This window comes from Cupriavidus sp. 05L310, assembly GCF_056398185.1.
Genome location: NZ_JBFTOX010000017.1, coordinates 19979 through 45951, shown reverse-complemented (window position 1 = coordinate 45951; position 25973 = coordinate 19979). Strand labels below are relative to the sequence as shown.

At 63.6% G+C, this 25973-nt stretch carries 23 protein-coding genes, 1 tRNA gene and 1 pseudogene; 12 read left to right on the top strand and 13 right to left on the bottom strand.

Translation table 11 applies throughout. From position 1 onward, the window contains the following. The first annotated feature begins 52 nt into the window (after window positions 1-52). The 4 genes from AC1DS6_RS14505 to AC1DS6_RS14490 all read left to right on the top strand — a co-directional run bounded on the left by AC1DS6_RS14505 (window position 53) and on the right by AC1DS6_RS14490 (window position 3702). Window positions 53-1414 carry a replication-associated recombination protein A gene (locus AC1DS6_RS14505; protein WP_441631088.1) on the top strand — a complete coding sequence of 454 codons (1362 nt, stop codon included), beginning with the start codon at window positions 53-55 and terminating at the stop codon, window positions 1412-1414. A 157-nt stretch (window positions 1415-1571) separates the two neighbouring features. Then, the gene (gene serS, locus AC1DS6_RS14500) at window positions 1572-2876 is read left to right on the top strand and encodes a serine--tRNA ligase (RefSeq protein ID WP_441631086.1); all 1305 of its coding nucleotides are present in this window, start codon (window positions 1572-1574) and stop codon (window positions 2874-2876) included. 79 nt (window positions 2877-2955) lie between these two features. Further along, window positions 2956-3045: transfer RNA gene (locus AC1DS6_RS14495), tRNA-Ser, on the top strand. A gap of 66 nt (window positions 3046-3111) precedes the next feature. Further along, the gene (locus tag AC1DS6_RS14490; protein WP_477102630.1) at window positions 3112-3702 is read left to right on the top strand and encodes a recombinase family protein; all 591 of its coding nucleotides are present in this window, start codon (window positions 3112-3114) and stop codon (window positions 3700-3702) included. An 11-nt stretch (window positions 3703-3713) separates the two neighbouring features. Here AC1DS6_RS14490 and AC1DS6_RS14485 read toward each other — a convergent pair whose 3' ends face one another. Continuing rightward, window positions 3714-4004: a hypothetical protein gene (locus tag AC1DS6_RS14485; RefSeq protein ID WP_477102629.1), complete on the bottom strand. Its 291-nt coding sequence runs from the start codon at window positions 4002-4004 to the stop codon at window positions 3714-3716. Between the two features lie 389 nt (window positions 4005-4393). After that, window positions 4394-5251 carry a rolling circle replication-associated protein gene (locus AC1DS6_RS14480; RefSeq protein WP_477102628.1) on the bottom strand — a complete coding sequence of 286 codons (858 nt, stop codon included), beginning with the start codon at window positions 5249-5251 and terminating at the stop codon, window positions 4394-4396. 633 nt (window positions 5252-5884) lie between these two features. On the opposite strand from AC1DS6_RS14480, the gene AC1DS6_RS14475 reads away from it, so the two are divergent. After that, window positions 5885-6187: a hypothetical protein gene (locus tag AC1DS6_RS14475; RefSeq protein WP_477102627.1), complete on the top strand. Its 303-nt coding sequence runs from the start codon at window positions 5885-5887 to the stop codon at window positions 6185-6187. Between the two features lie 160 nt (window positions 6188-6347). On the opposite strand, the gene AC1DS6_RS14470 is transcribed toward AC1DS6_RS14475, so the two are convergent. From AC1DS6_RS14470 to AC1DS6_RS14440, 7 genes are all read right to left on the bottom strand, one after another. Continuing rightward, complete coding sequence (locus AC1DS6_RS14470; RefSeq protein WP_477102626.1) at window positions 6348-7586, bottom strand: zonular occludens toxin domain-containing protein; 1239 nt, start codon at window positions 7584-7586, stop codon at window positions 6348-6350. Next, window positions 7583-7900, bottom strand: coding sequence for a DUF2523 family protein (locus AC1DS6_RS14465; protein ID WP_441601616.1), 318 nt, complete (start codon window positions 7898-7900; stop codon window positions 7583-7585). The genes AC1DS6_RS14470 and AC1DS6_RS14465 overlap by 4 nt, the downstream gene beginning before the upstream one ends. Beyond that, entirely contained in the window at window positions 7900-9285 is a 1386-nt protein-coding gene (locus tag AC1DS6_RS14460) for a virulence factor TspB C-terminal domain-related protein (RefSeq protein ID WP_477102625.1), read from the bottom strand. Before AC1DS6_RS14460 ends, AC1DS6_RS14465 begins: the two co-directional genes overlap by 1 nt. A 198-nt stretch (window positions 9286-9483) precedes the next feature. Further along, window positions 9484-9732 carry a major capsid protein gene (locus tag AC1DS6_RS14455; RefSeq protein ID WP_477102624.1) on the bottom strand — a complete coding sequence of 83 codons (249 nt, stop codon included), beginning with the start codon at window positions 9730-9732 and terminating at the stop codon, window positions 9484-9486. 3 nt (window positions 9733-9735) lie between these two features. Beyond that, a complete protein-coding gene (locus tag AC1DS6_RS14450) occupies window positions 9736-9966 on the bottom strand; it encodes a phage coat protein (protein ID WP_477102623.1) in 231 nt (76 codons plus the stop codon). Beyond that, window positions 9966-10187 carry a hypothetical protein gene (locus AC1DS6_RS14445; protein ID WP_477102622.1) on the bottom strand — a complete coding sequence of 74 codons (222 nt, stop codon included), beginning with the start codon at window positions 10185-10187 and terminating at the stop codon, window positions 9966-9968. Before AC1DS6_RS14445 ends, AC1DS6_RS14450 begins: the two co-directional genes overlap by 1 nt. A gap of 247 nt (window positions 10188-10434) precedes the next feature. Then, on the bottom strand, window positions 10435-10761 hold the full coding sequence (locus AC1DS6_RS14440) for a hypothetical protein (protein WP_477102621.1): 327 nt from the start codon (window positions 10759-10761) through the stop codon (window positions 10435-10437). A gap of 150 nt (window positions 10762-10911) precedes the next feature. Here AC1DS6_RS14440 and AC1DS6_RS14435 point away from each other — a divergent pair, with 150 nt between their 5' ends. From AC1DS6_RS14435 to AC1DS6_RS14425, 3 genes and pseudogenes are all read left to right on the top strand, one after another. Next, window positions 10912-11163: a hypothetical protein gene (locus AC1DS6_RS14435; RefSeq protein ID WP_477102620.1), complete on the top strand. Its 252-nt coding sequence runs from the start codon at window positions 10912-10914 to the stop codon at window positions 11161-11163. A gap of 147 nt (window positions 11164-11310) precedes the next feature. After that, complete coding sequence (locus AC1DS6_RS14430) at window positions 11311-12180, top strand: DUF1653 domain-containing protein (protein WP_477102619.1); 870 nt, start codon at window positions 11311-11313, stop codon at window positions 12178-12180. Between the two features lie 3 nt (window positions 12181-12183). Then, a pseudogene (locus tag AC1DS6_RS14425) lies at window positions 12184-12984 on the top strand (phosphatase PAP2 family protein); the annotation flags it as partial. 157 nt (window positions 12985-13141) lie between these two features. Here AC1DS6_RS14425 and paeA read toward each other — a convergent pair. Beyond that, window positions 13142-14455, bottom strand: coding sequence for a polyamine export protein PaeA (paeA, locus tag AC1DS6_RS14420; protein WP_441631082.1), 1314 nt, complete (start codon window positions 14453-14455; stop codon window positions 13142-13144). A gap of 95 nt (window positions 14456-14550) precedes the next feature. Beyond that, complete coding sequence (locus AC1DS6_RS14415) at window positions 14551-15504, bottom strand: LysR family transcriptional regulator (RefSeq protein WP_441631080.1); 954 nt, start codon at window positions 15502-15504, stop codon at window positions 14551-14553. Between the two features lie 132 nt (window positions 15505-15636). Between AC1DS6_RS14415 and AC1DS6_RS14410 the strand changes: the two genes are divergently transcribed. From AC1DS6_RS14410 to AC1DS6_RS14395, 4 genes are all read left to right on the top strand, one after another. Then, a complete protein-coding gene (locus AC1DS6_RS14410) occupies window positions 15637-16899 on the top strand; it encodes a D-amino acid dehydrogenase (RefSeq protein WP_441631078.1) in 1263 nt (420 codons plus the stop codon). 98 nt (window positions 16900-16997) lie between these two features. Next, the gene (locus tag AC1DS6_RS14405; RefSeq protein WP_441631076.1) at window positions 16998-17909 is read left to right on the top strand and encodes a glutamate/aspartate ABC transporter substrate-binding protein; all 912 of its coding nucleotides are present in this window, start codon (window positions 16998-17000) and stop codon (window positions 17907-17909) included. 142 nt (window positions 17910-18051) lie between these two features. Next, window positions 18052-18849 carry a transporter substrate-binding domain-containing protein gene (locus AC1DS6_RS14400; RefSeq protein WP_441631074.1) on the top strand — a complete coding sequence of 266 codons (798 nt, stop codon included), beginning with the start codon at window positions 18052-18054 and terminating at the stop codon, window positions 18847-18849. A gap of 107 nt (window positions 18850-18956) precedes the next feature. Further along, entirely contained in the window at window positions 18957-19616 is a 660-nt protein-coding gene (locus AC1DS6_RS14395; RefSeq protein ID WP_441631072.1) for an amino acid ABC transporter permease, read from the top strand. 974 nt (window positions 19617-20590) lie between these two features. Here AC1DS6_RS14395 and cphA (AC1DS6_RS14390) read toward each other — a convergent pair. Beyond that, the gene (cphA, locus tag AC1DS6_RS14390; protein ID WP_441631070.1) at window positions 20591-23161 is read right to left on the bottom strand and encodes a cyanophycin synthetase; all 2571 of its coding nucleotides are present in this window, start codon (window positions 23159-23161) and stop codon (window positions 20591-20593) included. 20 nt (window positions 23162-23181) lie between these two features. Next, a complete protein-coding gene (gene cphA, locus AC1DS6_RS14385; protein WP_477102618.1) occupies window positions 23182-25818 on the bottom strand; it encodes a cyanophycin synthetase in 2637 nt (878 codons plus the stop codon). Between the last annotated feature and the right edge of the window lie 155 nt (window positions 25819-25973).

Here is a 25973-nt window from a genome sequence, read left to right as displayed (position 1 = left end):
GCGCAGCGGTTCGCACCGTGCGCGCCTGCCCCGACATAAAGGCCTGAATACCGTGGCGGACACGCTGTTTTCCGAAGCTCCCGATCGTTCCCTACAACCCCTGGCCGAGCGCCTGCGCCCACGCAACATCGACGAGGTGATCGGCCAGCAACACCTGCTTGGCGTCGGCAAGCCGTTGCGGGTGGCGTTCGCATCCGGCGAGCCGCACTCCATGATCCTGTGGGGCCCGCCCGGTGTGGGCAAGACCACGCTGGCGCGGCTGATGGCCACGGCCTTCGATGCCGAGTTCATTGCGCTGTCGGCAGTGCTCTCGGGCGTCAAGGACATCCGCGAGGCGGTCGAGCGCGCCGAGCAATACCGCGCCCACGGCCGGCGCACGCTGGTCTTCGTGGACGAAGTCCACCGCTTCAACAAGAGCCAGCAGGATGCCTTCCTGCCGCACGTGGAAAGCGGGCTGTTCACCTTTATCGGCGCCACCACGGAGAACCCGTCCTTCGAGGTCAACGGCGCCTTGCTGTCGCGCGCCGCGGTGTATGTGCTCAAGAGCCTGGATGACGATGAGCTGACGCAGTTGGCGCGCCGCGCCGGCGAGGAACTGGGCGGCCTGCAGTGGGAGGACGAGGCGCTGCAGCTGACCGTGGCCTCCGCCGATGGCGACGGCCGCAAGCTGCTCAACAATATCGAGATCGTGGCGCGTGCCGCGCGCAGCGCCGGCGCGGCCATCATCGACAAGGCGCTGCTGGGCAGCGCCTTGTCGGAGAACCTGCGGCGCTTCGACAAGGGCGGCGACGCCTTCTACGACCAGATCAGCGCGCTGCATAAATCGGTGCGTGGCTCCGACCCGGACGCCACGCTGTACTGGTTCTGCCGCATGCTCGACGGCGGCGCCGATCCGCGCTACCTGGCGCGCCGCATCGTGCGCATGGCATGGGAAGACATCGGCCTGGCGGATCCGCGTGCCGCCCGCATCACGCTTGACGCGGCCGAGACCTACGAGCGGCTGGGCTCGCCCGAAGGCGAACTCGCGCTGGCGCAGGCGCTGATTTACCTCGCAGTCGCGCCCAAGTCCAACGCGGGCTACAACGCCTACAACGCCGCGCGCGCCTTCGTGGCGAAGGACAAGTCGCGCGGCGTGCCGGTCCACCTGCGCAACGCCCCGACCAAGCTGATGAAAGAGCTGGGCCACGGCCACGCCTACCGCTACGCGCACGACGAGCCGGAGGCCTATGCTGCCGGCGAGCATTACTTCCCCGATGACCTCAGGCGCCAGGGCTGGTACCAGCCCACCCCGCGCGGGCTGGAAGGCAAGATCGGCGACAAGCTGCGCCACCTGCGCGACCTCGATGCGCAGTGGCAGCGGCAGCAGGGCAAAGGCAAGGGCAGGGACGAAGGCGGCGAGGGCGGGGCGCAATAGCGCGCATCGACAGCGCCGGGCGGGCCGTCGTCGGGAACAGCGGCCGAAGCGCGTGCCTGTTCCCCGGCCGGTGGTTCGGCGCTTGCGCCGGCCAGTACAGTAAAATGGCGGGTCCGCCGGCATGCCGCTGGCCCATGCACCTCCCCTCATACGCAACATGCTAGACATCCAGCTGTTCCGCAAAGACATCGACGCCGTGGCGCAACGCCTTGCCACGCGCGGATTCCAACTCGACGTAGCGGCCTTCCAGGCACTCGAAGCCGAGCGCAAGCAACTGCAGACCCAGACCGAGGAACTGCAGGCGCGCCGCAACAGCCTCTCCAAGCAGATCGGCATGCTCAAGGGCAAGGGCGAAGACGCCTCGGCGGTGATGGCCGAAGTCGGCGGCATCGGCGATACCCTCAAGGCATCGGCCGCGCGCCTGGAAGAAATCCAGGCCCAGCTCTCCGAAATCCTGGAAGCCATCCCCAACCTGCCGCACGAGAGCGTGCCGGTGGGCCGCGACGAAACCCAGAACGTGGAAGTGCGCCGCGTCGGCACGCCGCGCAGCTTCGACTTCGAGGTCAAGGACCACGTCGACGTGGGCGAGCGGCTCGGACTGGATTTCGATACCGCGGCCAAGGTTACGGGCTCGCGCTTCTCCATGCTGCGTGGCGGCGTCGCGCGCATGCACCGCGCGCTGGTGCAGCTGATGCTCGATACCCACACGCTGGAGCACGGTTATACCGAGATGTACGTGCCGTACATCGTCAATGCCGCATCGATGCGCGGCACCGGCCAGTTGCCCAAGTTCGAGGAAGACCTGTTCAAGGTGCCGCGCAAGGTTGGCAGCGAAGAGGGCGAGCGCCTCGAGAACTTCTACCTGATCCCCACCGCCGAGGTGCCGCTGACGAATATCGTGCGCGACGCCATCGTGGCCGGCGACAAGCTGCCGCTGCGTTTCGTTGCCCACACGCCTTGCTTCCGCTCGGAAGCCGGTTCCTACGGCAGGGACACGCGCGGCATGATCCGCCAGCACCAGTTCGACAAGGTCGAACTCGTGCAGGTGGTGCAGCCCGAGCATTCATTCGATGCGCTGGAACAGCTCACGGGCCATGCGGAAGCCATCCTGAAGAAGCTGGACCTGCCGTTCCGCACCGTCGCGCTTTGCACGGGCGACATGGGCTTCGGCAGCACCAAGACCTATGACCTCGAAGTCTGGATCCCCGCGCAGGGCACGTACCGCGAGATCAGCTCCTGCTCGAACATGGGCGACTTCCAGGCGCGCCGCATGCAGGCCCGTTTCCGCGCGGGCCAGGGCAAGCCGGAGCTGCTGCACACGCTCAATGGCTCGGGCCTGGCCGTTGGCCGCACGCTGGTGGCGATCCTGGAGAACTACCAGAACGCCGATGGCTCGGTGACGGTACCGGCCGCATTGCAGCCGTATCTGGGCGGCCTGACGCGCCTGGGCCCCGAGGCATAAATTTTCGCCGCCGGGGGCTTGCGGTTGGAGCGGGATTTCCTCTATAATCTTGTTCTTCGCGACAAGCGACCCAGTTACCGGAGAGGTGGCAGAGTGGTCGAATGTACCTGACTCGAAATCAGGCGTAGGTGCGAGCCTACCGTGGGTTCGAATCCCACCCTCTCCGCCATATAAAAAACGTGCTCACCCGGGCCGTTGATAGACTGACGCAAACAACAAAATTTGCAACGGTCAAATGCTTGTAGGATACGCCCGGGTTAGTACGCAGGAACAAGAAACACACGCTCAAACCGACGCACTGCAATCAGCAGGCGTCGGTTTTATTTTTTCTGAAAAGCGGTCCGGTGGCAGCATGAACCGCAGACCAGCGCTCGAGGAAATGCTCACCAAGATCGGTCCAGGCGACACAGTGGTCGTCTACAAGCTGGACCGCATCGCGCGGTCACTGAAGGACCTGTTGGTCATCATCGAACGCATCGAGGCGTGCGGTGCGCAGTTTCGAAGCCTGACCGAGCACATCGACACGCGCTCGCCAGCTGGCCGCATGATCTTTCAGATCGTTGGAGCTTTCGCAGAATTCGAGCGGGAACTGATCCGGGAGCGGACGAAAGTCGGCATGGCAGCAGCCATGCGACGCGGCGTGAAGATGGGTAGGCCGACAGCAATGACGCCGAAAGACGAAGAGGAATGCCTGCGTCTATGGTTCAGCGGGAACCACACCCGCACGTCACTAGCCAAGCGATACGGCACCCACCTAAGCAGCATCAAGCGTGCGATTAAACGCCACAATGAACGCATACAGCTGAGCCTACTGGACGCAGCGTAACACGACCGCCCTTAACAGCTGCGCGCGACTATTTCCTCTTGCACCTGCATCAACTGCGCACGAACCGAATCCTGTTCAAGCTTCCAGCCGGTCCGCCGCAGTTGATCAAGCAACATTTGCTGATCGACCATCAGCCTCTGACACCGGCCCGGCGAATACGGAACGGATTGAACAGTCTCGGTAGTAACCTTCCCATCGGAACGCGTCGTAGTAGTTGTCGTCGTCGTGACGCTATACGACTGTGCGCCAGCGATACCGGATTGAATTGAAAGGCAGACGAAGCCGAAAAGAAAATAACGCATTTAGCGACCCTTGCTGTGACCCTATCGCAAACATATCACAGTCGAACAGACAGGCTACTGAACGCGGCTCAGCGCTTGCGCAGTAACTGGGAGCGCAGGAGCTTAGCGAATACCTCATTGCGTGTAACGTCCTTGAACTTGAGATAGTCGTTCAAGGACTCGACCAACTCCGCAGGCAATTCCACCGTCACCGATACGAGCTCATGCCTCGCACGGTATGCCGCTTGTCTCTCAGCAGCAGTCATCGCATTGCCTGTAGGCGGACGCCCGCGCTTGCGTTTCACCGGTACGAGCTCACCAGTCACCTTATCGCTAGCGTCACGCATAACAACCCCCTCGCTTTTAGGAGTCTTAATTATCGTCACACGTTACGATAATTACAAGGCATATCACACCGACTTTAAGTCAACCGGCCTAGTAGCGCTCATCCAGTACTGACTACCGTCCCGCGTCACGAAACAGCGTATGTCCTGAATGGCGAATTCCTCGCACAGCGCATACATCGCATCACGTACAGCGTCGATCACCGAGGGGCATTCAGTCTGCAGGAGATATGTGGTCGCCTGAGGCACGTTGATACCCCGAGACGTGAAGTAACGTTTTTTGTTGAAGACGTGTTTCTCAAGGTCCTTGCCGATGTATTTGGCGATATACCCCGCCAACGCATCCAGGCGCCACTGCTTACCGAAATGCCCATCCTTGGGTGCCCTGATGTGGCAGTAGCCGTTGCCACGACCACCCACAGCCTTGAGCCAGCAACGCCGAGCCAGATGCAATGCAGCCCGGCCTGACACCGCTACGTGCATGTGCCACGCACCACGTTTCTGCAACTCAGGGACCGCGATGTAGTGGAACTGCGCATGCTTCGCCATGAGGCGGCGGAAAACGTCCCAGATGGCCATAAAGCGGGCGATATCAGAGATGCATTCACGCGTAGTAAGGGTGACCATGTGAGTAGCCCTGACCGACTTCACACGCAACCGGATATTCTTGCGCGCAGCCTTTGCAGCCACCCGCATGTTGCGATCCCGGTTTTCATTTTCCTCATCCCCGCGCTTGCGGCGAGGAAGGGCTCGAATCTCATCGATGCGCTTGCGGACAGCCTTTGTGTAGCCGTAGAACTCCACGCTTCCATCATCGAAGGACCGGACCCGACCAATCACATCATCGCGGAAAGGGCTGTAACCTTCAGTTTCACTATCACGCTCGATAGATTCATCATTTTCTACTATCATAGATGCACGCATGGCGAGTGTCCTAAACGAGTCGCTGTGTACGGGCCGGGAGTGCTGGTAACACTCGCCGGCCTTTTCTTTTGTCCGCTACCCGGAGAGCCGCGCCGGTAGTGGATTTACGTTAAGTCTTATTACTACAAGTAGGGGCGCCCTTCGGGCGCCCCGTGCCCTCGCTAACGCTCCGTCCCGTGGCGCCCGAGCTTGCCCCGCTGATTCGTCATTAGCCCAACGTAATCCACCGCTGGACGCGATAGGCGGGCCGTGGCGCGATTCTTTTGCTCGCGGGTAGGCAACCCCACACCAACATCAAAAGATCGATCAGAACGCTTCGCGTTAGCGGCGCTCGCCGCGCGGCATCTCCGGTCAGCCATCCGAGCGTCTCCAGTCCGCTGAGCTCGTCGTCCCTTGATCGACCATATGTCACTCGCTTCGAACTTTCGCGGCATAAACGGGTGACCTCCCAATTGCGAAAAGGCCGCAATCGGGCCCCTCCCATTTATTCCACGTTTCGAAGCGAGCGCCATAGCATGGTCGCGGGACGACGAACTCAGCGGACTGGAGCCGAAGCAGCTTCGGCAGGCTTCCCGGAGACGAATACGCCGGGACTCAGAATCTAGCGGCCCGGTGCCTTTCAAGGACAACACCATGAACCAACTGACCCTCTCACTCATCGGCGGCGCCTGCAACGCACCGCTGTGGTTCGCCCTCCCGCGCAAGCGTCGCAACGTCAAAGGCCGCTTTGCTTTCGCGCCCTGGAAGCAACTCGCGCTCAAACTGCCGATTCGCAAACTCATCCGCAACACCTCACATTTCATTTGGACCCGCCCAGACGGCAAGCAGTTTGTCTGCCGTACCATCCGCTCCCTTGTCGCCCGCGTCATGGACTACGATGGCGCGATGCTTCGTGGCTTGCTCCCCATGGCCGAGCGCCTCAAAACCAAGCGCTAGGCGCAATTTTGTGCCGCATCGAGACCAAAATTCGACAACCAGGTCGTCGGAAATCGTCTTCGATCGTGGCAACTTATTGCGCGAGCCACCAAAAACTAAAGGCTATCGCGGACACCGTCTCCACCTTCGAGCAGCCGCGCCCAACCGGCATTGGGGCAATTCAACGCTTCGAATTGCGAGGGTCTTTGACCACGCCCTCATCCTCTCCAAACGCCTCTAAGTCAACCGCCGTCAGCCGCCGCGAACCGAGTCGCCCAGTCGCCGCCATGGGCACCACATACTGTGGAACCACCTCAACACGCCGCGCCGAATCGCTCGCTGGAACACCCACAGGAGCCTGTACCGCAGTCTGCTGTACGCCAGATGCAGGCGCAGCACCATCGGCATCAAACGCCATAAAAAAGCCGTCCTTGACAATCTGCAGGCACTGCCCATCCGACACGGTCAAACGCGTGCCCTGCTGGCTGTAGCACGCACAACCATGCTTGACCTGAACACACGCCACTGGCACCGGCACGCGCTTCGGTTTCGTGAGCTCGTCATACACCGGCGCGGTGTAATCCAAACCTGCCACACGCGGCGCGTACTGCTGCACGTATTGCTCCGGCGTAAGCGGCCCGCTTTGCTGCTGCGTACCAGGAGCACCGGGACCACTGAGCACCGCCGAAGGATTCGCGACCTTCTTGGTCTCAGGCTCAGCCGCGGCTGATTTCTCTGCAGCCGGATGAGCGAGGTTCCACAGCAGCTTGCCACCCGCCCCAAGCGCCGCCAAAACCACGAACGGCAGCACAAACATGAGCTTGTACTTAAGCGGCAGCTTTTTCTTATGCGTATGAGCCTCAGCCGACTTGTACCACTCGAAAACATGCTTGGGATACGGAAACGACGACCGTTGCGCGCGCTTCAGATTGGCATTAGTCGGGTCCTGCACCTTCTGCATCTTGAACACGTCCGCCGCCTGCCGTCCGAACTGGCGGATCAGGTGGACATGCTCCCCGGCCAACTTCTTGATGTGGTTGTCGACCAACGACGGGTCCTGCGTCATGAAGAACAGATCGAAGCCTTTGTGCCGATGCGTCTCCAATTCCTGCACATGGATCGGAGGCGCCGACGACGACGGGCGTGGCTTCATGACCTTCTGCACCTCATCAATCACGATGATCGACTTGGGCGGACATTCGTGCCACTTCGTTGGATCTTCAAGCAGCTGCCAATCGAGAGTGAGCTCAGGAATACCGTGATAGAACACCGGCCGGTTTTCCTGCTTACGCATCTCCTCCACAAAGAACAACGTGTACAGGCTCTTTCCGTTGCCCGGCTGGCCCGTTATCAAGGTCAGCAGAGGCGAGCCGAAGAAGCCGGATTGGCGCAGCCAGGACAGTATCGGGCGATGGATCATTTGGAGATAATTTTCCGCAGAGAGCCGCCGGTGAGCCCGTTGAGCGTGGCCCGGATCAGTAGCGTCGTGACGATCAAATTGAAGCAGTAGGGCACCTGCAGCACGCCCAGCACGCCCAGAATGTTCCAGGGAAGATCACCCATTGCGAGCAACTTGTCCTTGAACAGCTTAGTCAATGCCCCGAGCATCAAATCGATGCCCGTGAAGCTGGCGAACCCCAGGCCAAGCGCCACCAGCACACGGCCCACCAGAGGCACGACGGCCCGAGCCAGCATCGCGACGATAGCGGCGGCAAACGCAGTGATAAACGGCATTAGAAAGCCCCTTTCAGCATGTAGGCACACAGCGCCAGCGTGCCCAAGATATTGAGCGTGCCGAACAGCTTGCCCATGTCGCACAGCGGCGCCGTACTGATCGTGATGTGTGTAGGCGCGATCCAGACAATGCCCGGCAACGAGATGTCCACGTCCGGGATGCACTTGGCCACCACGCCCATGCTGTCGACCGCCGCATACTTGTCCTTCATGCTGACCTCAGTAGCACCGCTAGGCGTCGGCAAAGTACTCGCCTGAGGGTCTTGCCCCGTCGTCAGCTGAACGCCATACGCGGTCGCGTCATCCGTCTTCTGCATATCGCACCGTGACTTCCACTGCTGCTGAACCATCATGCATTGGATGGCATCACCGCTGCAGCTCGGGGGCGTGTTGCAATCATCGCCACCGCTCGCCGTGTTATCGAGCGATTTCTTGCACACCGGATCGTTCGGGTTCTTGCTGCAAAACGAGTCCTTACTCTCCGTGTTGGCATCCGTCTTCGTGGTCGTGGTCGGCGTGCCCCCACCAGCAGGCGTCGTTGTCGTAGTAGTTACAACATTGGTCGTCACGTTGTTGTTATTGACGGTCGTGGTTGTCGCAGTACTGGTCTGAGTCGTGGAGCCATCCGGATTCGTGGTAGTCACCTTGCCCGCAGTCGCGTTATCGGTCTGCACGCACTTCACGCAGATTGACACGCCATTGACGGTCCCGGTACACATGCCCGCCGAGCATTTGATCGGCTGATCCTGCACCGGATCAGTCGCGCCAGCAGGATTCCCGCTGCACACCTGACCCGTGGTCGTCAGCGGCCCCATGAACTGATATTCCCACTTGCCCGTGGTCAGGTTCTTACCGCCAACCCGCCCCGAGGCAATCATGCCGCAGCCGCCAGACGTGCCCGTCATGGGAATGCAGAAATTGACACCCGCCGCCAATTGAGCGTCTGACGTCACCGTATAGTGGTCCGCATTGGAAGTTTGGCCGGCAGCCGGACACGTCGGAGGCGGAGGCCCGCACTGATCCGACAGGGGCTTAGACGTATTGGGAGCAGAACCATCCCCGCACATAGTCCCAACATAAATATCTGCATACGCATAGCCGTTCGGCTGAAAACACATCGTGTCGTTCTGCGCCGGACCCACCCCCGGATAGCCCTGCGGATTCAGCGCGGCACACGCAGCCGCCTTAGTAGTAAACCACGCCGAAAACGTAAAGGGAGAAGCCTGCAACCGCACCCGATACATCGTTTGTGGTGCAGCAGCATAAGCATCAGAAACCCAACTCAGGCCAAAGGCACACAGAGCCAAGGTAAGACACATCGCACGAATCGCGCGAATGCTTAAGCAGCCCAGCACAGCCCGAAAGAGAGAGAACGACCAGCGCATAAATCAGCCCCCGGAGAAGAGAATCCATCCTGCCCCCAACAACGCAACCAACACGTAGTAACCCGCCATGACGCACCCCTAAATTAACGTCACATGTAACGCAAAATCTACGACGAAAACGACGCACAGAACCTGAAACGAAAACGGAGGCCGAAGCCCCCGTCAGAACAGCCGGGGCTAACCCCGAAGCGATCCGAATTACTTGATCGCCGAACGCACCCAGGTGTAGCAAGCCACGGTTGCCTTGACGCCGAGAGTCGCAACACCGATTGCAGCCACCGCAGCCACGCAACCCACGATGAACGTGACAATGCTGGACGTATCCGGCGGAGTGATGCCGGTATCAGCATGAGCGGACACCGCACCGCCCACCGAAGCACCTGCAACCATCACCTTCTGAGCGGACCGAGCTGCCAGAGCCTTAACTGCGCTGAAATTCTTCTTCATTTTTCATTCTCCCTGAGGTTCAAAGAACCGACCCATTGGCCGGAATATCCACGCGGCGGCCCACACCAACATGATCGCCGCGCCAATCATCGCGCCATCCGACATGGACAACGGTGGCAGCGAATGCGACAGCGCCCATTCATCTTTCGTCACCAGCAGGTACCCATCGCAGGCCAAGGCGTCGCCCTGAATCTGCTGCAGCTGGCCCGAGACAAATTGAACGCACAAAGCCATTACAGACCCCTTTTTTCCCGCCATACCCGTGCTGACAACTCACGGACCTTTTTTGCGTTTGCTGCGTCGACCTTTTTCGCCAGCACTTCCCCAATGTGCTCCCACACATTTTTCGTGAGGTTGTAGACGAAGCCCCCGAGCATCGCCCCCGCGATCACGGAGAACACCGAAACCGTGACCAGATTCGCTACTTGCTCCCACCCCAGAGGCGAGATATCCATCACCATTCCCCCATCAAACCGCCGAGCTCTTCAAGCGAGAGCACAAGACCCAACGACACAAGCCGAGGAAAGGTCGGCGCACAAGCCGGATAGCGCGTCAGCAACTCCGCAATGTCCAGGTGGCAGCGGAAGCTGTTACGCAAGCTTCTGAGCTCCCCCAACACGCTTTGGCGATCTTCTGGCGCCATGCTTGACCCCCTCGTAAACGAAACAGAGGCCGGCGAACCGGCCTCATGCAGATGGCCAACTAGGCCGCGATCTTGTCTTTCACCGGCTGTGCCACCGGACGCCCATTGAGCGGCTTGAGCTCCACGATTTGCGCGATGAGCTCACCCTCGCGGCTCACACGCAACTTGAAATCGGCCACGTACTCGCCAGGAACGGTGTCCTTGAGCGTTTCCGACACGTTGACGCGGCCGACATGGACGGTCTCAGTGATCTTGCCCAGCGCATCGGGCACACCTTCGGTCAGCATGCATTGCGCGTCATATAGGGTGTACGGACGACCAGTCTTGGAACTGATGCCACTGCGGACGTTGATAGCGAAAACGGTCAGTTTTTGGGTTGCAGACATATGAGCTCCGACGAATGAGCGATGAATTTGGATGGCCGGTTTACCCGACGTTGTTTACGGCCTACACTTCGCTTGAGCCATTCGGACTAAGTCCGTTTGGACAAACGAAGATTAGTCCGAATGGACAAGGTGCACAATTAGGAGTTTTCTATGAGCTACCAAGAACTGATAGCCAGAGCGCTGAAAGGTCGGAGCGTGAACAGAGCCGCGAAGGACTTTGGCGTTCCGCAGAAAACTTTCGACCGATACACCAAAGGCGAGCGCCTACCAGACTTCCACACCGCCTGGCGCTTAGCCGAAGAAGCAGGCATGGACCCCAAGGAAGCGTTTCAAATGCTAGCCGACGAAGAAGCCCGGCGAAGTGGGAAGGGGTTCGAAAAGGACCCTCTCCGCCAGCAGTAAGCAAAGCCCCACGATTTTTCACGGAGTCGTGGGGCTTTTGCATTGGGGGTGCGGAATCGCGCTGCCCGCATCATGGCGCGAGCAGCCCAAGCGGTCTCGCGCAGTCAATGCACTATCATGACGCTGCTCCGATTCGAACAGCCGCTCATGACCCAGCCTTCTTTCCCGCCCTCCACTCAAGCCCAATCCGGCGCCGATTTGCCTTCCGGCTATCTGCCGGACATGCCTTATCGCCACTACAAAGGCGGCGCCTATGCCATCGTCGGCCTCGGCGTGATCGAGTCGGACATGTCGCAGGTGGTGGTGTACGAGTCGATGCGGGACCGCTCCCGGTTGTGGGTGCGTCCGCTGGATGTGTTCGCCGAAAACGTGGCTACGCCACAAGGCACGCAGCCGCGTTTCGCACTGGACTGGCCGGCGGCGCTGGGCTGCCTGGACTTCCTGCCGCGCGCGACGGTGTTGCAGGTGCTGGCTTGCTACGACGCGCCTTACCGGCACTACCATGATCGCCGGCATGTGCTGGAGATGTTTGAAGCCGCGCAGGCGCGCGGTGTGGCACTGACGCCCGCGCAAGCGCTGGCGGTGCTGTTTCACGACGCGGTCTACGTGCCGGGCTGCGAGCATAACGAAGCGGCCTCGGCCGCGCTGATCGAGACCATGGTCGTCGGCGTCGATGCCGCGGTGACATCGCTGGCCGCGCGCATCGTGATGGATACGTGCGGGCATCGCGCCTCGGTGCCCGAGTCGGAACTCGTGCTGGATCTCGATCTCTGCCGTCTGGCGGCGTCACCGGCGGACTTCGGTGCCTGGACCACCGCTGTGTTCGAGGAAAACCGTGCGCTGCTGGCTAATCGCACCGGCCTGGACGGCGATGCCCTGTTCGCGGCCTTCCTGCAGCGCAGGATCGCTTTCCTGCAAGGCCTGGCGCAGCGCGCGCAGCTCTTCCTCACGCCGGCGTTCGCCGATTGCGAAGCGCCGGCACGCGCCAATATCGCGCGCATGGCCGCGGGAGGCTGACCGATGCCTACCGCTTCCTGGCTCACGCCGGCGACCGCGCTGGGCGTAGTGGGCCTGCTAGCCTTGTTTGCGCTATTGCTGCTGTGCTTGGTGCGCGGCTTGTTGCTGGTCATCCGCCCGCTCGTGCGCCGGCTCGATGCCGCGCGCCTGCGTGGCCGCGATGCGCTGCACGCGCGTGCCGGCCGGCAGTGGCCGCGCGTGGTCCGCATGCTGGAGCGCGATATCGCCGAACTGCTCCTGCTGGCGCTGGGCGGGGTCTTGCTGCTGGCTTGCGCGGGCGCTTTATTGTGGCTGGGCGAGTCCATCGCCGAGGGTGCGCCGCTGGTGCAAGTGGATCAGGCCGTGTTCGCGCAACTGCGCGCGTGGCAGCAAGGGTGGCTCGATACGGCCATGGTTGTGCTGACCGAACTGGGTGGAGCGCGAGTTTCCGTGGCGGTGGGCGTGACCGTGTTTGGCTGGCTGGCGTGGCGCCGTGCCTGGGTGGCGGCGGCCTACTGGGTGGGGGCGCTGGTCGGTGCGCGCGCTTGCGTGATGGTGCTCAAACTGGCGCTCGAGCGCAGCCGTCCTGCCAGCATCTACGGCGGCCTGGAGTCCTTCTCCTTCCCCAGCGGGCACGCCACCAGCAGCATGGTGACCTATGGCTTCCTGGCTTTCCTGCTGTGCTTGCGCCAGCCGTGGCGCGCCCGGATCCCGGTGATTGCGCTGACCGCGGTGACGGTGGCGCTGATTTGCCTGTCGCGGCTCTACCTTGGCATGCACTGGCTGTCCGACGTGCTGGCCGGTTGCGCGCTCGGTTTTGCCTGGATCGTGCTGCTGGGTACCGCCTACGCGACCCTGCACGCGCCGGAGCGCCTTGCGCCGCTACGCCTGGGCGTGGCCGCTGCTGCGGCGGTGGTGGTGGTTGGCGCCTGGATCGTGGCGTTCCAGTTGCCCACCACGGTGGAGCGTTATCGCCGTGCGCTTACGGCTGGAACGGTTCCGCCGGTGGCAGCCGCGAGACCAGCAACTGATCGATCTTGTGATGGTCGATATCCACCACTTCAAAGCGGAAACCCGCGGCCTCGATGGATTCCGACTTCTTCGGGATGCGCTTGAGCGTGTAGATCACCAGCCCGGCGGCGGTATCGACGTAATCCTCGCCGGGCAGCTCGTCCAGCTCCAGCGCCTTCTTCAGGTCCACCAGCGGCGTGAGGCCGTCGACCAGCCATGAGCTTTCGTCGCGCCGCACGATCTGTTCGTCTTCGGTGGAGTAGATGATGTTGCCCATCAGCGCGCCGACGATATCGTCGAGCGCGACGATGCCGACCACCAGCCCGTACTCGTTCATCACCACGGCAAAGTTCTGGTGCATCTCGCGAAAGCGCGTGAGCGACTCGGTGAGCGTGAGCGTGTCCGGGATCACCAGCACGTTCTTGTCGTGGTGCTTGCCGATATTGCCGATGTTGCCGATCACGCCGGTGGAATCGTCGGCGAGGAACATCTGCAGGATGTCCTTCGAATCGATATAGCCCAGCACGTCGTCGAGGTTGTGCCCGCACACCGGGTATTGCGCGTGCGGGTAATTGACCAGCTTGCGGCGCAGGCTGTCGGCGGGTTCGTCCAGGCCGATGTAGACCACCTCGTCGCGCGGCGTCATCACGGCGGTGACGCTCTTGGCATCGAGCTCGAACACGTTCTCGATCAGGTGAATCTCGTGCTTGTGCAGCACGCCCGCTTCCGCCCCGGCGTCGACCATGGCGGCGATGTCTTCCGAAGTGATCTGGTCGATATGCTTGGTGGGCACGCCGAACAGGCGCAGCGTGGCGTCGGCGGCGCCGTTGAACACATAGACGAGCGGCTTGAAGATCTTGATCAGGGTCAGCATCGGGTCGATCACCACCAGCGCGCACGCTTCGGGGTACGTCATGGCGATGCGCTTGGGGATCAGGTCGGCGAACTGGATGAAGAGCAGGGTGACGATCAGGAAGGAGCCGACATTGGCGATGCGCTGCGTCGCGACGGCGTCCAGGTAGGGCAGCAGCGCGGCCTGCACCAGGTCGGAGACATGCTTCTCGCCGACGATACCCGCCAGGATGGCCACGCTGTTGACGCCGATCTGCACGATGGTGAAGAAGTTGCCCGGCTCCTCCTTGAGCAGCATGATCTTGGTGGCACGGCGGTCGCCACGCTCGGACAGGGTCTGCAGCTTGGTGCGGCGCGAAGCGGTCAGCGCGATCTCGGATATCGAGAAGAAGGCGCTTACCAGGATGAGGAGAAGCAGGGTCAGGGCGAACATAGGTTTGGGAAAGCACCGTTCAGGCGCTTTGATGATGGTGCACGGCGCACGGTACTGTCAAATTCCTCAGCTTCCATAGAGGACGGCAAAAGGGCTCATTTAGGGGCGTGCTCGAAACTGACCGCCGGCGCCTCCAGCCGCTGCGGCAGCGCAGCAGCCACCTCCCGCGCCGCGGCGGCAAACTGCTCGCGCATATCGTCGGCCAGGCTGGAGCTGCCGCGGTGGCTGGCGCGCAGCAACTGGATCTCGAACGACAGGGCGGGCTTTACCTCGTGCAGCGAGACGCGCTCGGGGTTTGCGCCCAGCGCGGTGTACTGGTCGAGCAAGGTTAGGCCGAGGCCGGCATCGACCAGGGCCAGTGCCAGCGAGTAAGTCTGGACTTCCAGCGTGGAGCGCGGCTCAAGCGCGTTGCGTGCCAGCGTCTGGCGCACCAGCAGGCCGAGCGAACTGTTGTCGTCGTAGGCGATGAAGGGGCGTTCCACCAGCCGGTGCATCGGCACGTCGGCCCGGCGCCCGCGCGACGATAGCGGCTCGCCCCGAGGCACCGCCAGCAGCATCTGCCCGCCGGCCACCGGCTCGCTGGAGATGGCCTCGTGGCGCGGCGGCGAGAAGGCAAAACCCAGGTCGATCTGGTTGGCCAGCAGCCCCTGCACGATCTCGTCGGTGTGGTGGGTCAGCACCTGAACCTGGGTCTCGGGATGGCGCGCGCAGAAAGCGCGTACGGCAGGCACCAGCAAGGGGCTGGCCAGGCTCGGCGTGGCCGCCACACGCAGGCGGCCGGCACCTTTGTGGCGCAGGCTTTCGGAGACGCGCCGCACCCGCTCGATCTCGCCATAGAGCCGCTCGACATCACCGTAGAGCGCGGTGGCCTCCGGCGTGGCCTGCAGCCTGCCCTTGATCCGGTCGAACAGGCGAAATCCGAGCGTGGCCTCGGCATGCTGCAGCACGCGCGTGACGACAGGCTGCGAGACATGCAGCAGGCGGGCCGCCTCGCTGACGGTGCCGGTCAGCATGACCGCACGAAAGACCTCGATCTGGCGCAATCGCATCGGGTAACGGATGGTGCCTGGGGAGCACCTATAGCCTAAAGACATATTCTTGCACGTATTCGCATTGGGCAAGGCTGGCTGCTTGGTCTAACCTTCGTCGGATCGGATTGGACCGGGGCAGAGAGGCGGACGATGAAGGTTGTGATCGTGGGGGCGGGCGTGATCGGGATGAGCGCCGCGTGGCGGCTGGCAGGCGACGGGCATGAGGTGACCGTGCTGGAGCGGCACGGCGGCCCCGGCGAGGAAACCAGCTTCGCCAACGGCGGGCAGCTCAGCTACAGCTATGTCGCCCCCCTGGCAGGCCCGGGGGTGCTGGGCAAAGTGCCTGGCTGGCTGCTGCGTCCCGATTCGCCGATGCGCTTCCGGCCCTCGGGGGACCCCGCGCAGTGGCGCTGGCTGGCTGCGTTTGCCCGTGCCTGCAACGCCGCCACCAGTGAAGCCACCACGCGCAAGCTGCTGCGCCTTGCCTTTTACTCCCGCGACCTGATGCAGGCTTTCGTCGACAGCCAGCCGGCGGAGTTCGGCTTCGCCCGGCGCGGCAAGCTCATTGTGCATCGCGATAAAGACAGTTTCGAGGCAGCCTGCCGCCTGCTCGACTATCAGGCCAGCCTGGGCTGCGAGCAACAGGCGCTGGACGGCGATGCGTGCGTGGCGCTGGAGCCGGCGCTGGCCGGCATGCGCGGCGAGATCGCCGGCGCCATTCATACCCCGAGCGAGGAAGTGGCCGATTGCCATCGCTTTTGCCTGGCACTGGCACAGTTGCTGCGCGGCAGGCCTGGCGTGTCGCTGCGCTTCGGCGCCAGCGTGCTGGGCATCGAGTGCGAAGGCGACCGTGTGACCGGCGTGCGCACCGCGTCCGGCATCGAGCGCGCCGATGCGGTGGTGGTGGCCGGCGGCATCGGCAGCGTGGCGCTGCTCAAGCCGCTGGGCCTGCGGCCGCCCTTGTGGCCGCTCAAGGGCTACAGCATCACGGTGCCGATCGCGGATGGCGCCAGCGCGCCGCATATCAGCATCACCGACTTTGCGCGCAAGATCGTCTATGCCCGCATCGGCAATACCTTGCGCGTGGCCGGCATGGCCGATCTGGTGCGGGCGGACACCGTCATCGACCGCGCGCGGATCGCCACGCTGGCCGGCGAGACGCGCGCACTGTTTGGCGACATCGCGCCGCGCATGGAACCTGGGCAGTTGCAGCCATGGGCCGGCCTGCGTCCGGCTACGCCGAGCGGCCTGCCGATGGTGGGGCCTTCGCGCCTGCGCGGCTTGTGGCTTGATATCGGCCACGGCGCGCTCGGCTTCACGCTGGCCATGGGCAGCGCGGGTTTGCTGGCCGATGGCCTGGCAGGGCGCAAGCCGGTCATCGAAGCCGGGGATTTCGCCGCGACGCTGGCCTGAGCCCTAGCGCCGGCGTTGCAGTTTTGTTTGCGTCAAGGCGCAGAGACGTCACCACCTCAATACTTCACGAGCCGTCACCAACCCAAGGAGAAAGCGATATGCAATCCAACGTTCGTCCCCACCGATTCTCCCGCTGCCTGCTGGCTGCCGCCATGCTTGCGTGTGCCGCCGGCGCGGCCATCGCCGACGATGGCGAGACGCTGCGCAAGATCAAGGATACCGGCGTGATCTCGCTGGGCTATCGCGAGTCGTCGATCCCGTTCTCCTATACCAATGGCAAGGACGTGATGGGCTACTCGCACGAAATCCTGCTGCAGATCGTCGACAAGGTGAAAACGCAACTGCAGATGCCCAACCTGCAGGTCAAGCTGGTCCCGATTACCTCTCAGAACCGCATTACGCTGGTGCAGAACGGCACCATCGACATCGAGTGCGGCACCACCACCAACAACCTCGAGCGTCAGAAGCAGGTGGCGTTTTCCAACAGCCTCTTCGTCTACGGCCTGCGCATGCTGACGAAGAAGGACTCGGGCGTGAAGGACTTCCCGGACCTGAAGGACCGCAACGTGGTGACCACGGCGGGCACCACCGACGAACGCCTGCTGGTGAAGATGAACGGCGAGAAGGGCATGAACATGAACCTGATCAGCGCCAAGGATCACGGCCAGTCCTTCCTGATCCTGGAGACCGGCCGCGCGGTGGCCTTCGTGATGGACGAGCCGCTGCTGTACGGTGAGCTGACCAAGGCCAAGAACCACGGCGAGTGGACGGTGGTAGGCACGCCGCTGCAGACGGAGAACTACGCGTGCATGTTCCGCAAGGACGATCCGTCCTTCAAGAAGCTGGCCGATGGCGTAATCGCCGGGCTGATGACCAGCGGCCGCGCCGAGCAGCTCTACAAGAAATGGTTCCAGTCGCCGATCCCGCCGCGCGGCATCAATCTCAACTATCCGCTCTCGGCCGAGATGAAGGATCTTTACGCACAGCCTAACGACAAGGCGTTCCAGTAGGCCAGGCCGGCGCGGGCAGGGCGAATCGTTATTGCTGTGCAACGGGAAGTTGCGGTAGGCTCAATGCAGGTCTACGCTCCTGGTGGGCCAACCCTTGGCGGCGCGAATGCGGTTCGCGCCGCTTGTGCTGACTGGAGAACATATGCGATCGCTTCGTACTGGCTGCCTCGGGGCACTGCTCGCCGTTTCGCTGCTGGCAACGGGTGCCGCCGTGCAGGCCGCCGACCTGCTCGACACCGTGAAGCAGGCCGGCGTGCTGAAGATTGGCCTGGAGGGTACCTATCCGCCGTTCAACTACCGCGGCGGCGGCAACCAGCTGGAGGGTTTCGACGTCGACGTGGCCAAGGGCGTGGCGGCCAAGCTCGGCGTCAAGCCGGAGTTCGTCACCACCGAGTGGAGCGGCATCATTGCCGGGCTACAGGCTGGCAAGTTCGATGTGATCGTCAATCAGGTCGCGGTCACACCGCAGCGCAAGCAGGTGCTGGATTTCTCCACGCCTTATGTCTATTCGGCAGCGCAGCTGATCCAGCGCAAAGACGACAAGCGCCAGTTCAAATCGCTCGATGACCTGAAGGGCAAGAAGCTCGGGGTGAGCCTGGGCAGCAACTACAACGAGCTGGCCAAGTCGGTGGCCGGCATCGACGTCAAGACCTATCCCGGCGCACCGGAGTACCTGCGCGACCTGGCGGCGGAACGCGTGGACGCCGCGCTCAACGACCGCCTGATGATCGGCTACCTGATCAAGACGTCGAGCCTGCCGCTGCGGCCCGGCGCGATCGTCGAAGGTGGCAATGCCGAGGTGGCGATCCCCTTCCGCAAGGACAATCCGAAGTTCAGGCAGGCCATCGACCGCGCGCTCGACGAGATGCGCAAGGACGGCAGCCTCGGCAAGCTCTCGGTGAAGTGGTTCGGCGCGGACGTGACCAGGCCGGCCAAGTAAGCGCGGGTTGCGCCTGCCGGGCGCGAGCCTGTCAACCGGGCGTTGTGACGTTGTGATGCTGCCATGGCCGCCCTCGTTGCCGTGGCCGGCATGCTCCAGGGCCTACCATGTCCGCTCTCCAGCTTGTCGCCGATTCGCTGCCCGTGCTGATGCAGGGCATGTTGCTCACCATCAAGTTTGCCCTGCTGTCGATGGTCTTCGGACTGGTGATCGGCACCGTGGTCGCCCTGATGGGCATCAGCCACCGGCGTGTGCTGATGGCCATCGCGCGGGTCTATGTCAGCATCATGCGCGGCACGCCGCTGCTGGTGCAGATCTTCGTGGTGTACTACGGGTTGCCCGGCATCGGCATTGCACTGGAGCCCACGCCGGCCGGCGTGCTCACGCTGAGCCTGAACGTGGGGGCTTATCTTTCCGAAAGCATGCGCGGCGCCATCCTTGGCATCCCGCGCGGCCAGTGGCTGGCGGCTTATAGCCTGGGGCTGACCCAGGGCCAGACGCTGCGCTACGTGGTAGGGCCGCAGGCGTTGCGGCTGGCGGTGCCAAGCCTGTCGAACAGCCTGATCAGCCTGATCAAGGACACCTCGCTGGTGTCGGTGATTACCGTGACCGAACTGCTGCGCACGGCGCAGGAGGTGATAGCGGCAACCTACCAGCCGCTGCCGCTTTATCTTGCGGTGGCTGCGATCTACTGGATGCTCAGTACGGCGTTGTCGCAGGTGCAGCGGCGGCTGGAGCGGCGGTTGTCGCTGCCGGGGAGGCATTAGGGGGTAGGGGGTAGGGGGAGGTGGTTTTTGATTTTGGCGGTGTTGGCGTTTGCACCCAATAGCCATACGACATCGCCCTGCGAGGTTGGTCGCTGTTTCTTTTTGCGGCGATGGTTGTTGCACCCAAGTGCGTACGACATCCCCCTGCGGGGGATGCCGGTCACTCTTCTTTGCTTCGGCAAAGAAGACTAACGAGAAGAAAGCCGACCCTGCCGGGGGCAGAGCAATCGCGGGTGCAAGGGACAGGAGATTCGTCGTACGGCTACAGTTCTGCTGGCATCTGCCGGTACCGGTTTGAGCGGCCACGAATCTGCCAATTTCCAGGATTCGTGGTGTGGCCCCCGGTAGCGGAATCCTTGCCCATTCGACCATCTACCGTTACCGGCGCGAACCACCACGACACATCGCCCGCCAATGGTTTCGTAGTGGGGCGGGCGCGGTGGTCAAGGTTTCGGGCTTTTCAAAGCGGTGCCACCGCGCCCACGACGGAACCGGTGCGCTTGCAACTTCGTGGCCGCCCACTTCGCGCGCGACAGACGGCTTGTAGCATGTGATGTCCGCTACCGGGGGCCCCACCGTGAATCCCGGAAGCTGGCAGATTCGTGGCCGCTCAAGCCGGTACCGGCAGAAGCTCGCCGGAACTCCGGGCCGTACGACGAAACCACCGAGCCTCATAGGCCTGATTGCTCTGCCCCCGGCAGGGTCGGCTTTCTTCTCGTTAGTCTTCTTTGCCGAAGCAAAGAAGAGTGACCGGCATCCCCCGCAGGGGGATGTCGTACGCACTTGGGTGCAAAAACCATCGCCGCAAAAAGAAACAGCGACCAACCTCGCAGGGCGATGTCGTATGGCTGTTGAATGCAAGAGCCAACGCCGCTCAAAGAAGCTACGCCGCGCCCCGCAGCACGAAAGCAAGAAAGCAAGAAAGCCAGCCGATAAGGCTGGCTTTCTTGTTTACCGCGAGGCGACTCCCACCCTCACCCCTGGGCAATCCTCTGCTCGATATGCCCCAGCGCTTCCTCCACCTGGTCCACCAGGATCAGGCAAAGGTCGCCCGGCTGCAGGTGCGACAGTGCGGTATCGATGGCGAGGAATTCCCCACGGATCTCCTCAATCGCGCTCGCGCGCCTGGCGCCTTCCAGGCCTTCGCGCAGCAGAGCCAGTACTTCGCCGTCTTCCCGGCCGCGCTGGCACTGGTCTTGATACAGGATCACCTCGTCGAATACACCGCCAAGAATCTCCGTCTGGCGGCGGATGTCGACATCGCGGCGGTCGCCCGCGCCACTGATCACCACCGAACGGCGCTTGGCCGGCATGCCCTCGATGGCGTTGCACAGCGCCTGGATCGCATCCGGGTTGTGGCCATAGTCGGCGATCAGCGTCGCACCCTTGTAGTCGAACACATTGAAGCGTCCGGGCGCATTGGCTGCGTCGTTGACGAACGTGGCGAGGCCACGGCGGATCACATCCCAGTCGATGCCGAGCGCCCAAGCCGCGGCCGTGGCGGACATGGCGTTCTCGACCTGGAAGCCGATGGTGCCGCCGCGCGTCAGCGGGATGCCCGACAGCGCAATGCGAACCTGGTTCTCGCCTTCGGCGGCCACGATATGGCCGTCCTCGACGTACACCACGCGCTTGCCCTGCGCGCAGTGCGTGGCCATCACCGGATTGTTCAGGTCGGCCGCGAAGAAGGTCACGGCGCCGGGGCAGGCGTCCGCCATGCGTACCACCATGGGGTCGGCTGCATTGAGCACCGCCATGCCATGCGGCGCCACGTTTTGCACGATGACGCTCTTGAGCACGGCGAGATCTTCCACGGTGCTGATGTAGGACAGCCCGAGGTGATCGCCTTCACCCACATTGGTGACCACCGCCACGTCGCAGCGGTCGAAGGCCAGGCCTTCGCGCAGCAGGCCGCCGCGCGCGGTCTCGAACACGGCGGCGTCCACGTCGGGGTGCATCAGCACATTGCGGGCGCTGCGCGGGCCGCTGCAGTCGCCGGTATCGATGCGCTCGCCCTTGATGTAGACGCCGTCGGTGCCGGTCATGCCCATGCGCAGGCCGCTGGCGGCGAGCAGGTGGGTGATCAGGCGGACCGTGGTGGTCTTGCCATTGGTGCCGGAGACCGCCACCACTGGGATGCGGCCATCGTCGCCGTCGGAGAACATGGTGGAGATGATGGCCTCGCCCACCGCGCGGCCCTTGCCGTAGGAGGGCTGCAGATGCATGCGCAGGCCCGGCGCTGCGTTGACCTCGACAATGCCGCCTGCCTGTTCCTCGAACGGCTTGAGCACGGTCTCGCAGACCGCGTCGACGCCGCAGATGTCGAGGCCGACCATGCGCGCGGCGGCCACGGCGCGCGCGGCCATTTCGGGGTGGACGTCGTCGGTGACGTCGGTGGCGCTGCCGCCGGTGGACAGGTTGGCGTTGTTACGCAGCACCACGCGGGTGCCCTTGGGCGGCACGGAGTCCGCCGTCAGGTTTTGCTTGGCCAGCGTAGCCAGCGCGATATCGTCGAAGCGGATCTTGGTCAGCGAGGTAGCGTGGCCCTCGCCGCGGCGCGGGTCGCGATTGACTTCCTCGACCAGCTCGCGCACGGTGTGCTTGCCGTCGCCGGTGACCTGGGGCGGGTCGCGGCGGGCAGCGGCGACCAGGTGATTGCCCACCACCAGCAGGCGGAAATCGTGACCGGGGATATAGCGCTCGACGATCACGTCGGAGCTGATGTCCGCAGCCACCTCATAGGCGGCGATGATTTCCTCGCGGGTGCGGATACGCACCGCCACGCCCTTGCCCTGGTTGCCGTCGCGCGGCTTGACCACCACCGGCGCATCGATTTCCTGCGCCACGGCCCAGGCTTCGTCGGGATCGGATACCGAGCGGCCCATCGGCACCGGCACGCCGGCCGCGTGCAGCAAGGTCTTGGTGAGTTCCTTATCCTGCGCGATCGATTCCGCGACGGCGCTGGTCATATCGGTTTCGGCGGCCTGGATGCGGCGTTGCTTGCTGCCCCAGCCGAACTGCACCATGCTGCCTTGCGTCAGGCGACGGTAAGGAATGCCGCGTGCCACGCCCGCATAGACGATGGAGCCGGTGCTCGGTCCCAGGCGCAGGTCTTCGTCGAGCTCGCGCAGGCGATGCAGCGCGTCGGCCAGGTCGAAGGGCACGTCGTCGCGCGCGGCGCGGCACAGCGTGGCGGCCAGTTCCATCGCGAGGCGTCCGACTTCCTCCTCGCTGTACTGCACCACCACCTGGTAGGTGCCGGGTTCCACGGTAGGCGCGGTGCGGCTGAAGCTGACCGGGCAGCCGGCCTCCGCCTGCAGGCGCATCGCCGCGCATTCCAGCGCGTGCGCCAGCGACACCACGCCTTCGTTGTCGTCGGGCCGCAGCGGGCCCACCTCGGGAAAGCGCGCGCGCAGGCGCTCTTCGAAACCGGGCAGGTCGGCCAGGGTGTGGGCCTCGTCGGAGCACGATACGATGGCTTCGATGGCAGTGTGGCGACACCACAGGTTGGGGCCGCGCAGGGCCCGGATACGTGAGACTTCCATGAAATCAGTTTCCTTCCGGATCAGGCGCGGCGGCCCGGTTGGCCCATCCACTGGTGCACCAGATCGATGGTCGGCAGCGTCGATGCCTCATCGCATTGCAGGACCAGCAGGTCGCCGGCCACGACTTGCGCGAGCGCGGCCTCGATGGCCTGGCGGCGCGTGCCTTCGTCGATGATCTTGGTCACGCGGCGGCCTTCGTAAAGGCCTTGCTTGAGCAGCGCGCGCGCTTCGGCATCGGGCAGGGCGCTGTTGACGGAGCGATCCTCGCACAGGAAGACGCGGTCGAAGGCGGCGCCCAGCACCTTGCCTTGCTTGACCATGTCTTCGTCGCGTCGCTGCACGCCGGCGCCATACACCACCACGCGCCGATCGCTCGGGAAGCGTTCCAGCGCGGCCACCAGCGCTTCCAGCGCCGGGGCATTGTGGGCGTCGTCGATCACCACGGTGGCGCCGTTGCGCTCGAACAGCGTGAAGCGGCCGGGCGCATCCACCTGGCCCACATCGAAGGTCACCACGCCAGCGCGGATCAGGTCGTTTGAGATGCCAAGCGCCCAGCCGGTGGCGACAGCCGCCAGCACGTTCTCGACCTGGAAGGCCACCCGGCCAGCATAAGTGAGAGGGATCGCCGCCACGTCGGTCAGCGGCGTCTCGCGGCTGCCGGTGGCGAGTACTACCTTGCCGTCGCGCACATAGACCGCGCGGCGTCCGGCCGCGCGATGCGCGGCAATGGCGGGGAGGTCCGCGGACAGGCCGAAGAAGATCACGTCGCCGTCGCACAGCTCCGCCATCTCCACCACCAGCGGGTCGCGCGCGTTGAGCACCGCCACGCCGCCGTCCAGCACCACGTCGACTTGCGTACGCAGCACGTTGTACATCTTCTCGACTTCTTCGACGTAGTACTGGCCGAGATGGTCGGGCACATCGATGTTGGTCACCACGCCGACCTGGCAGCGGTCGTAGGCGAGGCCTTCGGACAGGATGGCGCCGCTGTCGTTTTCGAGCACGGCGGCATCGACGGCGCGGTTCATCAGGATGCGATGGGCTGCGTCCCAGTTGGCGCGGTCGCCGCCCTGGACCTGGCGGCGGTCGAGATAGAGGCCGTCGCTGCAAGCCAGGCCGGTGTGCTTGCCGGAGAGTTGCAGCAGGCGCGCCACCAGCTTGGCCACCACGGTCTTGCCGTTGGTACCGGTGATGCCGACCACCGGAATGCGGCCGTTGTCGTCGCCTTCGCCGGCCGGGAACAGGTGATCCACGACGGCACGGCCCACCGGGCGCGCTTCGCCGTTGGAGGGCTTGAGGTGCATCAGCAGGCCAGGGCCGGCATTGACCTCGACGATGGCGCCGCGCTGCTCGGCGAGCGGGCGCGAGATATCCTGCGCCACCAGGTCGACCCCGGCGATATCCAGGCCGACCACGCGGGCGGCCAGGGAGGCATGCGCGGCCACGCTGGGATGCACGCGGTCAGTCACGTCGAAGGCGACGTTGCCGTTGCGCTGGATCAGCACGTGCTTGCCTTCGGGCGGCACGGATGTGGCGTCGAAGCCCTGGCGCTTGAGCTCCAGGCGCGCGGCCGAATCCAGCCGGACCTTGTTGAGCGGGTGATCTTCGGTGCTGCCGCGGCGCGGATCGGAATTGATCTGCGACTCGATCAGCTCGTCGATGGTCGACTTGCCATCGCCGGTCACGCTGGCGGTCTCGCCCATGGCGGCGGCCACCAGGCGGCCGCCCACCACCAGCAGGCGGTGTTCGTTGCCCGGCACGAAGCGTTCGACGATGACGCCGCTGCCTTCGTCGATGGCCACGCCGTAGGCGGTCTCGACTTCCTCGCGGGTGGTCAGGTTGGTGAACACGCCGCGGCCATGGTTGCCGTCATAGGGCTTGACCACCACCGGCAGGCCGATGTCCTCGGCGGCGTCCCAGGCGTCGGCGGCACTTTCCACCAGCCGGCCTTCGGGCACGGGCACGCCGCATGACTCCAGCAGGCTCTTGGTCAGGTCCTTGTCGCGCGAGATGCTCTCGGCGATGGCGGCGGTGCGGTCGGTCTCGGCGGTCCAGATGCGGCGCTGGCGGCTGCCATAGCCGAGTTGCACCAGGTTGCCCTCCGACAGGCGCAGGGCAGGGATGTCGCGGTCGTCGGCAGCGTCGACGATGCAGGCGGTGCTCGGGCCCAGGCAGTGCTTGTCCACCAGGCGGCGCAGGTGGTCCACCGTCTCCTGGACGTCGTAGGGGCGGTCCCCGATGGCTGCCATCACGAGGTCGCGGGCGGCGAACAGGGCCGCACGGGTGACGTCCTCATGCCAGGCCCGCACGATCACCTTGTAGACACCGCGGATCGGGGTCTCGCGCGCCTTGCCGAAGCCGCCGGGCATGCCGGCGAGGTTTTGCAGCTCAAGCGTGACATGTTCCAGGATGTGGCCAGGCCACGTGCCTTCCTTGAGCCGCTGCAGGAAGCCGCCGCGCTCGCCGATACTGCAGCGATGCTCGATCAGCGAGGGCAGCCATGCCGACAGGCGCTCGTAGAACCCCGGAATCGTGTTGGAGGGAAAATCCTCCAGTTCCCCGATATCGACCCACGCCTCCAGCACAGGCCGATATGTCCACATATTCGGGCCGCGCAGCGACATGACATCGAAAATCTCAATGTCCTTCTTTTTCATTGATTTAGCTTGAGGCAGTGGGCGAGTGCCCGAGAAATAGAAGCCTAACCTTTCAGTAACGTTACAACGGTCAGCCGGTTGACTTTCTTGATTAAAAAGCGATTGTGCAGTGCATCAGGGACGCCCGTGTGTTTGGCCTTATGTATACTGCGGGC

Excerpts from the sequence above, each read along its gene's own strand:
- serS (WP_441631086.1), top strand. The coding sequence starts at position 1,572 with ATGCTAGACATCCAGCTGTTCCGCAAAGACATCGACGCCGTGGCGCAA.
- AC1DS6_RS14490 (WP_477102630.1), top strand. The coding sequence starts at position 3,112 with ATGCTTGTAGGATACGCCCGGGTTAGTACGCAGGAACAAGAAACACAC.
- AC1DS6_RS14485 (WP_477102629.1), bottom strand. The coding sequence starts at position 4,004 with ATGCGTTATTTTCTTTTCGGCTTCGTCTGCCTTTCAATTCAATCCGGT.
- AC1DS6_RS14480 (WP_477102628.1), bottom strand. The coding sequence starts at position 5,251 with ATGCGTGCATCTATGATAGTAGAAAATGATGAATCTATCGAGCGTGAT.
- AC1DS6_RS14475 (WP_477102627.1), top strand. The coding sequence starts at position 5,885 with ATGAACCAACTGACCCTCTCACTCATCGGCGGCGCCTGCAACGCACCG.
- AC1DS6_RS14470 (WP_477102626.1), bottom strand. The coding sequence starts at position 7,586 with ATGATCCATCGCCCGATACTGTCCTGGCTGCGCCAATCCGGCTTCTTC.
- AC1DS6_RS14465 (WP_441601616.1), bottom strand. The coding sequence starts at position 7,900 with ATGCCGTTTATCACTGCGTTTGCCGCCGCTATCGTCGCGATGCTGGCT.
- AC1DS6_RS14460 (WP_477102625.1), bottom strand. The coding sequence starts at position 9,285 with ATGCGCTGGTCGTTCTCTCTCTTTCGGGCTGTGCTGGGCTGCTTAAGC.
- AC1DS6_RS14455 (WP_477102624.1), bottom strand. The coding sequence starts at position 9,732 with ATGAAGAAGAATTTCAGCGCAGTTAAGGCTCTGGCAGCTCGGTCCGCT.
- AC1DS6_RS14450 (WP_477102623.1), bottom strand. The coding sequence starts at position 9,966 with ATGGCTTTGTGCGTTCAATTTGTCTCGGGCCAGCTGCAGCAGATTCAG.
- AC1DS6_RS14445 (WP_477102622.1), bottom strand. The coding sequence starts at position 10,187 with ATGGATATCTCGCCTCTGGGGTGGGAGCAAGTAGCGAATCTGGTCACG.
- AC1DS6_RS14440 (WP_477102621.1), bottom strand. The coding sequence starts at position 10,761 with ATGTCTGCAACCCAAAAACTGACCGTTTTCGCTATCAACGTCCGCAGT.
- AC1DS6_RS14435 (WP_477102620.1), top strand. The coding sequence starts at position 10,912 with ATGAGCTACCAAGAACTGATAGCCAGAGCGCTGAAAGGTCGGAGCGTG.
- AC1DS6_RS14430 (WP_477102619.1), top strand. The coding sequence starts at position 11,311 with ATGACCCAGCCTTCTTTCCCGCCCTCCACTCAAGCCCAATCCGGCGCC.
- paeA (WP_441631082.1), bottom strand. The coding sequence starts at position 14,455 with ATGTTCGCCCTGACCCTGCTTCTCCTCATCCTGGTAAGCGCCTTCTTC.
- AC1DS6_RS14415 (WP_441631080.1), bottom strand. The coding sequence starts at position 15,504 with ATGCGATTGCGCCAGATCGAGGTCTTTCGTGCGGTCATGCTGACCGGC.
- AC1DS6_RS14410 (WP_441631078.1), top strand. The coding sequence starts at position 15,637 with ATGAAGGTTGTGATCGTGGGGGCGGGCGTGATCGGGATGAGCGCCGCG.
- AC1DS6_RS14405 (WP_441631076.1), top strand. The coding sequence starts at position 16,998 with ATGCAATCCAACGTTCGTCCCCACCGATTCTCCCGCTGCCTGCTGGCT.
- AC1DS6_RS14400 (WP_441631074.1), top strand. The coding sequence starts at position 18,052 with ATGCGATCGCTTCGTACTGGCTGCCTCGGGGCACTGCTCGCCGTTTCG.
- AC1DS6_RS14395 (WP_441631072.1), top strand. The coding sequence starts at position 18,957 with ATGTCCGCTCTCCAGCTTGTCGCCGATTCGCTGCCCGTGCTGATGCAG.
- cphA (WP_441631070.1), bottom strand. The coding sequence starts at position 23,161 with ATGGAAGTCTCACGTATCCGGGCCCTGCGCGGCCCCAACCTGTGGTGT.
- cphA (WP_477102618.1), bottom strand. The coding sequence starts at position 25,818 with ATGAAAAAGAAGGACATTGAGATTTTCGATGTCATGTCGCTGCGCGGC.